6 protein-coding genes are annotated in these 12,413 nt (G+C 72.8%); 2 read left to right on the plus strand and 4 right to left on the minus strand.

Going from position 1 to position 12,413, the window contains the following annotated elements; all coding sequences use genetic code 11:
• Nucleotides 1–232 precede the first annotated feature (232 nt).
• Both B100_RS0132780 and B100_RS0132785 read left to right on the plus strand, forming a co-directional pair.
• Nucleotides 233–5,185, plus strand: a complete 4,953-nt coding sequence (locus B100_RS0132780) for an NAD-glutamate dehydrogenase (RefSeq protein ID WP_024888569.1) — start codon at nucleotides 233–235, stop codon at nucleotides 5,183–5,185.
• 163 nt (nucleotides 5,186–5,348) lie between these two features.
• On the plus strand, nucleotides 5,349–6,869 hold the full coding sequence (locus tag B100_RS0132785) for a membrane protein (protein ID WP_024888570.1): 1,521 nt from the start codon (nucleotides 5,349–5,351) through the stop codon (nucleotides 6,867–6,869).
• 28 nt (nucleotides 6,870–6,897) lie between these two features.
• Here B100_RS0132785 and B100_RS0132790 read toward each other — a convergent pair whose 3' ends face one another.
• The 4 genes from B100_RS0132790 to B100_RS0132805 all read right to left on the minus strand — a co-directional run.
• Complete coding sequence (locus tag B100_RS0132790; RefSeq protein ID WP_024888571.1) at nucleotides 6,898–8,574, minus strand: glycosyltransferase family 2 protein; 1,677 nt, start codon at nucleotides 8,572–8,574, stop codon at nucleotides 6,898–6,900.
• Entirely contained in the window at nucleotides 8,574–10,769 is a 2,196-nt protein-coding gene (locus tag B100_RS0132795; protein ID WP_024888572.1) for a CDP-glycerol glycerophosphotransferase family protein, read from the minus strand. Before B100_RS0132795 ends, B100_RS0132790 begins: the two co-directional genes overlap by 1 nt.
• A gap of 167 nt (nucleotides 10,770–10,936) precedes the next feature.
• Complete coding sequence (locus tag B100_RS0132800) at nucleotides 10,937–11,767, minus strand: ABC transporter ATP-binding protein (protein ID WP_024888573.1); 831 nt, start codon at nucleotides 11,765–11,767, stop codon at nucleotides 10,937–10,939.
• Nucleotides 11,760–12,413, minus strand: a 654-nt coding sequence (locus tag B100_RS0132805) for an ABC transporter permease (RefSeq protein ID WP_024888574.1), incomplete at its 5' end; no start/stop codon positions are given. The genes B100_RS0132800 and B100_RS0132805, both read right to left, overlap by 8 nt.

Raw genomic sequence — 12,413 nt, forward strand, 5'->3', positions numbered from 1 at the left:
GATCCTCGCGGGCGGCACGGGACGCGGCGCACCCCAGGGGGGCAGGCGTCACGGAGAGCAGAGTCACACCCGTCGGACGCATCGAATTCCGCCGAGAAGCCCCCGCTCCTCTCACCTCGCGGCATAACGTCGGCACAGACCGGACACCCCGTGTCGTACCACCGCACCACGAGGTCGGAGACCGTACTTCCTTCTACGTCACGCAACGGCGCGCGACAGGAGCCAGAGGACCATGCAGACCAAGCTGGACGAAGCCAAGGCCGAGCTGCTCGATCGGGCCGCCCGGGTAGCTGAGAACAGCCCGGCCGGGGGGAAACTACCGACTGGGACCGCGGACGAGGACACGCCCGACCGGGACACCGTCCTCGCGTTCCTCCAGCGCTACTACCTGCACACCGCCCCGGAGGATCTCACCGACCGCGACCCGGTCGACGTCTTCGGAGCCGCTGTCTCGCACCACCGGCTCGCGGCGAACCGCCCGCAGGGCACCGCGAACGTCCGGGTGCACACCCCGACCGTCGAGGAGAACGGCTGGACCTGCAGCCACTCCGTCGTCGAGGTCGTCACCGACGACATGCCCTTCCTGGTCGACTCCGTCACCAACGAACTCACCCGCCAGGGCCGCGGCATCCACGTGGTCATCCACCCGCAGTTCGTGGTCCGCCGGGACGTGACCGGCAAGCTGATCGAGGTCCTCTCCGACCCGGTCGGCGGCGACCTCCCGCAGGACGCGAGCGACCTGCCGCACGACGCGCACGTCGAGTCCTGGATCCACGTGGAGATCGACCGCGAGACCGACCGCGGCGACCTGAAGCAGATCACCGCCGATCTGCTGCGGGTGCTGTCCGACGTCCGCGAGGCCGTCGAGGACTGGGGCAAGATGCGCCAGGCCGCGACCGCGCTGGCCGACGCGCTGCCCGGCGAGCCCGTCCCCGCCGACCTGCCGTCGCTGCAGGTCGAGGAGGCCCGCGAGCTGCTGCACTGGCTGGCCGACGACCACTTCACCTTCCTCGGCTACCGCGAGTACCAGCTGCGCGACGACGACTCGCTGGCCGCCGTGCCCGGCACCGGCCTCGGCATCCTGCGCTCCGACCCGCACCACGGGGCCGACGAGGACCACCCGGTCAGCCCGTCCTTCGAGCGGCTGCCCGCCGACGCCCGCGCCAAGGCCCGCGAGCACAAGCTGCTGGTGCTGACCAAGGCCAACAGCCGCGCCACCGTGCACCGGCCGTCGTACCTGGACTACATCGGCGTCAAGAAGTTCGACGCCGAGGGCAACGTGGTCGGTGAGCGGCGCTTCCTCGGCCTGTTCTCGTCCGCCGCCTACACCGAGTCCGTGCGCCGGGTGCCGGTGATCCGGCGCAAGGTCGAGGACGTCCTGGAGCGGGCCGGCTTCTCGCCGCACAGCCACGACGGGCGCGACCTGCTGCAGATCCTCGAGACCTACCCGCGCGACGAGCTGTTCCAGACCCCGGCCGGGGAGCTGCAGTCCATCGCCACCTCGGTGCTCTACCTCCAGGAGCGGCGCCGGCTGCGCCTGTACCTGCGCCAGGACGAGTACGGCCGCTACTACAGCGCCCTCGTCTACCTCCCCCGCGACCGCTACACCACCGGCGTCCGGCTGCGGATCATCGACATCCTCAAGGAGGAGCTCGGCGGCATCAGCGTCGACTTCACCGCGTGGAACACCGAGTCGGTCCTCTCCCGGCTGCACTTCGTCGTCCGCGTCCCGCAGGGCACCGAACTGCGGCACCTGTCCGACAGCGACAAGGAGCGCATCGAGGCCCGGCTGGTCGCGGCCGCCCGCTCCTGGGCCGACGGCTTCGCCGAGGCGCTGAACACCGAGTTCGGCGAGGAGCGCGCCGCCGAGCTGCTGCGCCGCTACGCCGGTGCCTTCCCCGAGGGTTACAAGGCCGACCACTCGCCGCGCAGCGCCGTGGCCGACCTGGTGCGCCTCGAGGAGCTGAGCGAGGAGCAGGACTTCGCGCTCAGCCTGTACGAGCCGGTGGGCGCGGCCCCCGACGAGCGCCGCTTCAAGATCTACCGCACGGGCGAGGCCGTCTCCCTGTCCGCGGTGCTGCCCGTGCTGCAGCGCCTCGGCGTCGAGGTCGTCGACGAGCGGCCGTACGAACTGCGGTGCGACGACCGCAGCGTGGCCTACATCTACGACTTCGGCCTGCGGATGCCCCAGGCGCCCGGCGGCGGGGTGGACTACCTCGGCGACGACGCCCGCGAGCGCTTCCAGGACACCTTCGCGGCGACCTGGACCGGCAAGGCGGAGAACGACGGCTTCAACGCCCTGGTGCTGAGCGCAGGACTCGGCTGGCGCCAGGCGATGGTGCTGCGGGCGTACGCCAAGTACCTGCGCCAGGCGGGGTCCACCTTCAGCCAGGACTACATGGAGGACACCCTCCGGCACAACGTCCACACCACCCGGCTGCTCGTCTCGCTGTTCGAGGCGCGGATGTCGCCGGACCGGCAGCGCGCCGGGTACGAACTGGTGGACGCCCTGCTGGAGGAGGTCGACGCCGCCCTCGACCAGGTCGCGAGCCTCGACGAGGACCGCATCCTGCGCTCCTTCCTCACCGTCATCAAGGCGACGCTGCGCACCAACTTCTTCCAGGAGGCGACGGGCGGCGAGCCGCACGACTACGTCTCCATGAAGTTCGACCCGCAGGCCGTCCCGGACCTGCCGGCGCCGCGTCCGGCGTTCGAGATCTGGGTGTACTCGCCGCGCGTCGAGGGCGTGCACCTGCGCTTCGGCAAGGTCGCGCGCGGCGGTCTGCGCTGGTCCGACCGGCGTGAGGACTTCCGCACCGAGATCCTCGGCCTGGTCAAGGCGCAGATGGTGAAGAACACCGTCATCGTGCCGGTCGGCGCCAAGGGCGGGTTCGTCGCCAAGCAGCTGCCCGACCCGGCCGTCGACCGCGACGCGTGGATGGCGGAGGGCATCGCCTCCTACCGGACGTTCATCTCCGCGCTGCTCGACATCACCGACAACATGGTGGCCGGCGAGGTCGTGCCCCCGGCGGACGTCGTCCGGCACGACGAGGACGACACCTACCTCGTCGTCGCCGCCGACAAGGGCACCGCGACCTTCTCCGACATCGCCAACGAGGTCGCCGAGAGCTACAACTTCTGGCTCGGGGACGCCTTCGCCTCCGGCGGCTCGGCCGGCTACGACCACAAGGGCATGGGCATCACCGCCCGCGGCGCCTGGGAGTCCGTCAAGCGGCACTTCCGGGAGCTGGGCGTGGACACCCAGAGCCAGGACTTCACCGTCGTCGGCATCGGCGACATGTCCGGTGACGTCTTCGGCAACGGCATGCTGCTCAGCGAGCACATCCGGCTGGTCGCCGCCTTCGACCACCGGCACATCTTCATCGACCCGGCCCCGGACGCGGCCACCTCCTACGCCGAGCGCCGCCGCCTGTTCGAGCTGCCCCGCAGCTCCTGGGCCGACTACGACACCTCGCTGCTGTCGGCGGGCGGCGGGATCTTCCCGCGCAGCGCGAAGTCCGTCCCGGTCAACGCGCACATCCGCGAGGCCCTCGGCATCGAGTCCGGCGTCACCAAGATGACCCCGGCCGACCTGATGAAGGCCATCCTCAAGGCGCCGGTCGACCTGCTGTGGAACGGCGGCATCGGCACCTACGTCAAGGCGTCCACCGAGTCCCACGCGGACGCCGGTGACAAGGGCAACGACGCGATCCGCGTCGACGGCAAGGACCTGCGGGTCGCCGTCGTGGGCGAGGGCGGCAACCTGGGCATGACCCAGCTCGGCCGGATCGAGTTCGCGCTGCACGGCGGCCGGCAGAACACCGACGCCATCGACAACAGCGCGGGCGTGGACACCTCCGACCACGAGGTGAACATCAAGATCCTGCTGAACGGCCTGGTCAAGGAAGGCGACATGACGGTGAAGCAGCGCAACAAGCTGCTCGCCGAGATGACCGACGAGGTCGGGCGGCTGGTACTGCGCAACAACTACGCGCAGAACACCGCCATCTCCAACGCGCTGGCCCAGTCCAAGGACATGATCCACGCGCAGCAGCGCTTCCTGAAGCACCTGGTGCGCGAGGGCCACCTCGACCGGGCGCTGGAGTTCCTGCCCACCGACCGGCAGATCCGCGAGCGGCTCGCCTCCGGGCAGGGCCTGACCGGGCCGGAGACGGCCGTCCTGCTGGCGTACACGAAGATCACCGTCGCCGACGAGCTGATGCACACCTCGCTGCCCGACGACCCGTACCTGAAGGGTCTGCTGCACGCGTACTTCCCGACCGCGCTGCGCGAGCAGTTCGGGGAGCACATCGACAGCCACCCGCTGCGCCGTGAGATCACCACGACCGTGCTGGTCAACGACACGGTCAACACCGGCGGCACCACGTATCTGCACCGGATGCGCGAGGAGACCGGGGCGTCGCTGGAGGAGATCGTCCGGGCGCAGACCGCGGCCCGCGCCATCTTCCGCTCCTCGGTCGTGTGGGACGGCGTGGAGGCGCTCGACACCAAGGTCGACGCCGCCACCCAGACCCGGATCCGGCTGCACTCGCGCCGCCTGGTGGAGCGCGGCACGCGCTGGCTGCTGAACAACCGGCCGCAGCCGCTGCAGCTTCAGGAGACGGTGTCGTTCTTCGCCGAGCGGGTGGAGCTGGTCTGGGCGCAGCTGCCGAAGCTGCTGCGCGGCGAGGATCTGGGCTGGTACCAGAAGATCTACGACGAGCTCAGCGGCGCCGGTGTGCCGGACGAGCTCGCCACCCGGGTCGCCGGCTTCTCCTCCGCCTTCCCGACGCTCGACATCGTGTCCGTGGCCGACCGGATGGGCAAGGAGCCGCTGGACGTCGCCGAGGTGTACTACGACCTCGCCGACCGGCTGCGCATCACCCAGCTGATGGACCGGATCATCGAGCTGCCGCGCGCGGACCGCTGGCAGTCGATGGCCCGCGCGGCGATCCGCGAGGACCTGTACGCGGCGCACGCGGCGGTCACCGCGGACGTGCTGGCGGAGGGCGACGGCACGTCGACGCCGGAGCAGCGGTTCGCGCTGTGGGAGCAGAAGAACGCGGCGCTGCTGGGCCGGGCCCGCACCACGCTGGAGGAGATCCACAGCTCCGACGCGTTCGACCTCGCCAACCTGTCGGTGGCGATGCGGACCATGCGGACGCTGCTGAGGTCGCACTCGTAAGGCACCGGGCCCGCCCTTGCGGGCCGTCGGACGAGGGGCGTCCCGGGCCGGAAGGTCCGGGGGCGCCCCTCGCGCCGTGTGTGGTGCCTTGGGCGTGTGGTGCCTTGGGCGGGAATCGGCGGCGAAGCGGTGGAGCGGGCCGGGGACGGGATAGGTCTGTGGTGTGACTGTCCGATTCTCGCCGTCCGGGGTGTCCGGAAAGGACGGCACGCGCCGCTCCGGGGTCCGCCCGGGCACCGTCGGCCGGGCCGTGGCCGCGGGCGCCGCCGGGCTGGTCCTGGTCCTGCTGGCCGTGGTGGTCGTACGGCTCCCGTGGATCGGCGACCTGGGCATCCACGCGGCGACCGTGCAGCGGCTGCGGCACGCCCCGCTGGACCCGGGCAACCCGCTGGTCGACGCGGACACCCCGAGCCCCTACTACTCGCCGTGGATGCTGCTGCTCGGCGGTGTCGCCCGGGTGACCGGCCTGGACGTGTTCGTGGTGCTGCGCCTGGCCGCGGCGGCCGGACTGGTGCTGCTGGTGACGGGCGTGTGGCGGTACGCGCGGACGCTGAGCGCGCACCGGGCCGCGCCCGCGCTCGCCCTGCTGAGCCTGCTGCTGCTCTGGGGCACGACACCCCTGCTGTGGAGCGGCTTCCTCGGCCTGCACTCACTCGCCCTGACGGTGGCGTACCCGAGCACCTTCACCCTGGGGCTCGCCTTCCACTTCTGGGCGTGGCTGACCGGGGCCCTGCGTGGGCCGGCCGGGTGGCCGGTGTGGACCGGGCTCGGCGTGCTGTGGGCGGTGATCCTGCTCTGCCACCAGTTCTCGGGGGTGGTGGCCACGGCCGGCGCGGTCGCCACGGTGGTCGCGGCGCGTCCCGGGCGCGCGGTGTGGCTCCGGCTCGGTGCCGCGCTGCTGGTGGGCGTGGCGGCGCTGGGGGCGTGGCCGTACTACGGCTTCTTCGCGCTGATGGGCGCCGGGGACGGGCTGGCGGACGTGCACCGGGTGCTGTACGAGGATCTCCCGGCGCGGTTCTGGCTGGTGCTGCTCGGGGCGGCCGTGCTGGTGCCCCGGTGGCGGCGCGACCACCGGGACCCACTGGTGGTCTTCTTCGCCCTGGGCGTGCTGATCGTCGCGGCCGGCTGGCTGACCGGACGCTATTCGTGGGGGCGCGCCCTGCCCGCGGTGACGATCCCGGCGCAGCTCGCGGCGGCGACGGCGGTCCTGGAGGGGGGACGCCGCCGGGCCCGCGCCGTCTGGGCGGTGCTGCTCACCGGGGCACTGCTGGCCGGCGGCTGGGCGCAGGCGGGGATGCTCGGGTACGTGGTCCCGGCCGACGCGCTGCCCGGGGCGGTGGCGGACAAGTACCGGCCCGCCTGGCCGGGGTACGGCTGGCTCACGCGACAGGTGCGGTACGGCGACGTGGTCATGGCCGAGGGGCGGGTGGCCCGCCAGGTGCCCGCGTACGGCCCGTACACGGTCGCCCCCGGCTACCCCGACTTCTTCCTGGCGGACGAGGAGCGCCGTACGGCGGCCACGCGGGCGTACTTCGCCGCGGGCACGCCCGCTTCCGAGCGGCGGCGCACGGAGCGGGAGTACGGGGTGCGCTGGGTGGTGGACCACCGGGGCGTGCTGGACGACCCCGCGCTGCGGCCGGTGGCCCGGGGACCGCGCGGGGAAGTGCTGTACGCCGTGCCGTGAGCCGGCGGCCGGGCACCGGCGTACGGCGTCAGCGCAGGGCGCCCGCCACCAGCCGGCCCGCGCTGCGCAGGCGGGGACGGACCAGGCGGGCGGCGGCCGGGCGGACGAGCCCGGTGAGGCCGACCGGCTCCCACCGCACCTGGAGCCGGCCCGGGTTGTGCCCCTCCGGCTCGATCGTCACCTCGTGCGGGGCGGCACCGGAGCGGTAGGGGACGCGGGCGGTCAGCGCCGGGAAGTCGAGGGGCGCCAGCAGCAGGGCCTGGTTGCTCTGGCCGCCGCCGGTGAGCCGGACCAGCGGATGCCGGGCCCCGGCGAAGCCGCTCAGCGGCAGCCGCGCCTCGGCCAGGTCGAGCCGTACCGTCCCTTCGAAGACACCGGGCCGTACCGGGTCGAGGCGGAAGGGCACGGTGAGGCGGCGGCGGCCGGGGGAGATCAGGAGGCTCGCGCGCTGCGGGCCGACGGGCAGGCGCAGTGCCGGGTCGTGGGTCCGCACGGTCAGCTCGACGCACGCGCCGGCCCCGGGGACGCGGGCGATGCCGGTGATCTCGTGGCGGAACGGGGCGCCGGAGAACGGGCGGATGTCCGGTTCCAGCTCGGTGAGGTCCAGTTCGCGCCGGGCGGCGACGGTGCCGGGGACCCGGTCGCCCCAGTAGACCCGGCCCTCGGTGTCGGCGGTCGTCCGCCGCGGGGCGACGCCGTACCCGAGACCGCGCGCCGCGAGCCGGGCCTCGGGCAGCCGGCGGTCGCGGAGCAGCTGGAGCACCACCCGCTCGGCGCGGGGCAGCCGGGCGTAGGCGCCCGGGGACAGGGTGTCCAGGTAGGGGTTCATCTCGTCGGCGAAGGCGGCGAGCCACTCCTCGTCGCGGTAGGGCAGGTCCCCCGCGTACATCCGGAAGTCGTGCTTGAGGAACTTGTGGTCCTTGTCCTCGCGCAGCGCCGCGTGCCCGCTCTCCACCAGGAACGCGTCGATCAGCCGCTGTACGTGTATCCGGTCGCGGACGTTGGCCATCAGGTGCCGCTGGTTGGATATGGAGGCCGCGTCGGAGCTCGCGTAGGGGGCTATGTACCAGAGGTAGACCGGCTCGGGGACGATGGTGAACCGCTTCGCCAGGCAGTAGGCCTGCGCCGAGAACAGTTGGTCCTCGTAGTGGATGCCCTCGGGGAAGCGCAGCGCGTGCCGGTCGAGGAAGGCGCGGGCGTACATCTTGCTGGTCGCCAGGTGCTCGAAGAACAGCCGCGGGTCGTCCTCGATGCCGTCCAGGGTCCGGCGCTCGCCCACGAGGTGCGGCATCCAGGTGGACCGGCGTCCGGTGTCCGCCCGGATCCGCCGCACCGCGCCCATCGCGAAGTCGATCTCCCGCTCGCGGTGCGCGGCGAGCAGCGCCGCGACCGCCCCCTCGGGAAGCTCGTCGTCGCTGTCGAGGAACATCAGGTAGGGCGCCCGGGCGATCTCCAGGGCGCGGTTGCGCGGGGCGCTGCACCCGCCGCTGTTCTCCGGCAGGCGCAGGTAGCTCACGCGCGGGTCGGCGGCCGTGAGCTCCCGGGCCACCCGGGGGGTGTCGTCCGTGGAGTGGTCGTCGCTGATGACGACCTCGAGGTCGTGGTGCGTCTGGCGGCACACGGACCGCACCGCGCGGGGCAGCCGTCCGGCGTCGTTGTGCACGATCACCGTGACGGTGACGTCGGGGACCCGGGGAGTGCTCATCACGCGGTCACCTCCTGGGGGGCCGGGGCCGGGCTGCGCTCCTCCAGGGGCAGCACCGGGGGCAGGGACGCCTCGTCCTGGCCGAGGAAGACCCGGCGCACCACCCGCTCGGCGGCGCGGCCGTCGTCGAACTCGCAGAACCGGCGGCGGAAGGCGGCCCGCGCCTTCGCGGCGCCCTCGTCGCGCCAGGCGTCGGTGGTGAGGATCTCGGTCAGGTCGTCCTGGGTGCGCGCCACCGGGCCGGGCGCCTCGGCCATCAGGTCGAAGTAGACCCCGCGCGTGGTGCGGTACGTCTCCCAGTCGTCGGCGTGGACGACGATCGGGCGGTCCAGGTTGGCGTAGTCGAACATGATCGACGAGTAGTCCGTGACCAGGACGTCCGCGGCCAGGCACAGCTCCTCGACGGGGTCGTAGGACGAGACGTCCACGACCCGGCCGGAGCGGCGCAGGCCGGTCAGCGGGGAGACGCCCGAGTCGTAGAAGTAGTGGGCGCGCACCAGCAGGACGGTGTCGTCGCCGAGCCGCTCGGCGAGAGCGGCGAGGTCCAGGCGCGGGGTCCACCCGGCCTCGTAGTCGCGGTGCGTGGGCGCGTACAGGACGGCGCGGCGGCCGGGACCGATGCCGAGCCGCTCGCGGACCGCGCGCACCTCGTCGGCGCCCGCCGTGTAGTACGCGTCGTTGCGCGGATAGCCGTGGTCGAGGGAGACGTACCGGGCCGGGTAGGCCCGCTCCCACATGCGGGTGGTGTGGCTGTTGGCGGAGACGCTGAAGTCCCACTTGTCGACGCGCTCCAGCAGGGCGTCGAAGTCCAGGCCCTGCGCGGCGGCCGGGTAGGCCATCTGGTCCAGGCCCATGCGCTTGAGCGGGGTGCCGTGGTGGGTCTGCACATGGACCGCGTCCGGGCGCTTGACCACCGCGTTCGGGAAGTTGACGTTGTTGACGAGGTACTTCGCGGTGGCGAGCACCTCCCAGTAGCGGCGGGTGCCGGGCACCACGTGGTCGGTGCCGGGCGGCAGCAGGGCCGCGTTGCGCCCGGTGACCACCCACACCGGGTGGATGTGCGGGGCCAGCTCGGCGAGGGCCGCGGCGATCGCGCCCGGGTTGCAGGCGACCCCCCGGTTCCAGTAGGCGGAGAACACCGCGAGGTGCGGGTCGACGGGGCGGCGCAGCGCCGCGCGGTACTGGTGGTCGCGGATCCGGGCGCCGGCCTGTCGTCGGCCCGCCCGCAGGGTGGAGCGCAGGGCGCGACGGGCGTGGTTGGCGGTCCGGAAGGCCCGGTACCGGGTGTACGCGCCCTCCTCGAGCAGTGAGCGGCGCACGCCCTCCGGGCCACTGGGGCGGCGGTACCCCTCGGGACGCAGGCGTACGGCGGCGGCACCGGCCCGGTCGAAGAACTCCCGGGCCGCCGGCTCGGGCATGGTGCCGCGGGCGAAGGTGCGCAGGCAGTCCCGCACCATGATCTCGTAGAGGACGGTGTAGACGGCGGGCCGGTCCCGGGCGAGGCCGAGCAGGGCCTCGTAGCGGTCGACGGTCGCGAGGTGCTGTTCGGCGGTGACCGGCGGGAGGCTCGCGGGGCGCAGCCGGCGGTCCTCGTGGGCGATGTGCGGCAGACAGGCGACGCGGTCGGCGAGCAGGAGGGCGGCCAGCGCGGCCCGGGGCTCGTCGTCGGTGGTGAACAGCTCCTCGTGGGCCCGCCAGAACGCGGCGCGCAGCACGCGGGTGCCGAGCAGCGGGGTCAGGCGCAGCAGGTAGGCGCTGTCGCCGAGGGACGCCTCGGTGCGGCCCGCGCGGGCGAGGAGGGGGCCGTCGGCGGAGGGCAGGGCCGCGCTGCGCCAGGTGCTGCGCAGGTGGTCCGTGAGGAGGACGTCCACGGCGGCGGGCAGTTCGGCGGTCCGCTCGGCGACGGTACGCGGGCTGCCGGCCGGGACGCCGTCCTTGGCGCGGACGAAGTGCAGCCAGCGCCCGGTGGCGTGCGCGGCCCCCGCCGCCCGGGCCGCCGCGTCGGAGGTGCCGTCGGGCAGGGGGACCACCTGGAGCTGCGGGGTGTGCCGCTCGGCCGTCTCGCGGGCCCAGTCGCCGACGGCGGCGACGACCACCTCGACGTCGGGCAGCGGGTGGGCGACGAGCGAGTCGAGCAGGCCGGTCAGGTGGTCCTGGGTGTTCGGCCCGTGGACGATGACGCTGAGCTGGGGCATCGCGGGGGCTCCTTCGGCTCGTCGCTGCGGGACGGTCCCCTCGGGTCATAGTGACATCAATACGCCCAAATGGGCGCGCAGAGGCGTGCGGTCGGGTGCCCCCGCGCGTCCGTGGGGGCGTGCGCCTCAGGGACGCGCACGCCCTTACGCGAGGCGGTTCCTGCCGGTCATCGCGCCGTCGCGGCCCGCCGGGGCGCCGGCACGGTCCGGTCCCCGCCCGAGGTGAACTTCTCGTACTCCCGGAGCACCTCGTCGGTCGGGCCGTCCATGCGCAGCTCGCCGCGCTCCAGCCACAGCACCCGGTCGCAGGTGTCGCGGATGGACTTGTTGTTGTGGCTGACCAGGAAGACGGTGCCGGCGTGCTTGCGCAGCTCGCGGATGCGCGCCTCGGACCGCTTCTGGAAGGAGCGGTCGCCGGTGGCCAGCGCCTCGTCGACGAGCAGCACGTCGTGGTCCTTGGCGGCGGCGATGGAGAAGCGCAGGCGGGCCGCCATGCCGGAGGAGTAGGTGCGCATCGGCAGGGTGATGAAGTCACCCTTCTCGTTGATCCCGGAGAAGTCGACGATCTCCTGGTAGCGGGCCTTGACCTCCTCGCGGGACATGCCCATCGCGAGGCCGCCCAGGTGCACGTTGCGCTCGCCGGTGAGGTCCGCCATCAGAGCGGCGTTGACGCCGAGCAGGGACGGCTGGCCGTCGGTGTAGATGCGGCCGTTCTCCACCGGGAGCAGTCCGGCGACGGCCTTGAGCAGCGTGGACTTGCCGGAGCCGTTGGTGCCGATCAGGCCGATCGCCTCGCCCTTGTGGGCGACGAACGACACGTTCCGTACGGCGTGCACCGTGCGCACGCCGGAGGCCCTCTCGGTCTGCTTGCGGCGCAGCATGCGGTTGAGCGCGGCGGTCGCGGAGCCGCGTCCGGCGCCGGTGCCGTTGACCCGGTAGACCACGTCGACGCCGTCGGCGATGACGGTCGGGGTCTTCTCCTCGGTGGTGTCAGCCACGGCCGTACCTCTCCTCTGCCTTCCAGAAGTAGACGAAGCCGACCACGGCGGCCAGCACCGCCCAGCCCAGCGCGAACGCCCAGATGTGCGGCGGCAGGTACGACGAGCCGTACTCGTCGATCATCGCGAAGCGCACCAGGTCCATGTAGACCGCGGCCGGGTTCCACTGCAGCACGTCCGCCAGCCAGGCCGGGACGTTCTTGTCCTCCAGCATCGCGGGGATGGAGAACATCACGCCCGAGGCGTACATCCAGGTCCGCAGCACGAACGGCATCAGCTGCGCCAGGTCCGGGGTGTTGCTGCCCATCCGCGCGAAGATCAGCGCCAGTCCCGTGTTGAACAGGAACTGCAGCGCCAGCGCCGGCACCACCAGCAGCCACGACAGGCTCGGGTAGCTGCCGAAGCCCACCATGATCACGACCAGCACGATCATCGAGAACAGCAGCTGCTGGAGCTGCTGCAGCGCNAACGAGACCGGCAGCGACGCCCGCGGGAAGTGCAGCGCCCGCACCAGCCCCAGGTTCCCCGAGATCGCCCGCACGCCCGCCAGCACCGAGCTCTGCGTGAACGTGAACACGAACACGCCCGTCACCAGGAACGGCACGTACACGTCGCTCGGAATGCCCCGCCGGGCGCCGAGCAGCAG

It is taken from the genome of Streptomyces sp. CNH189, from assembly GCF_000527195.1.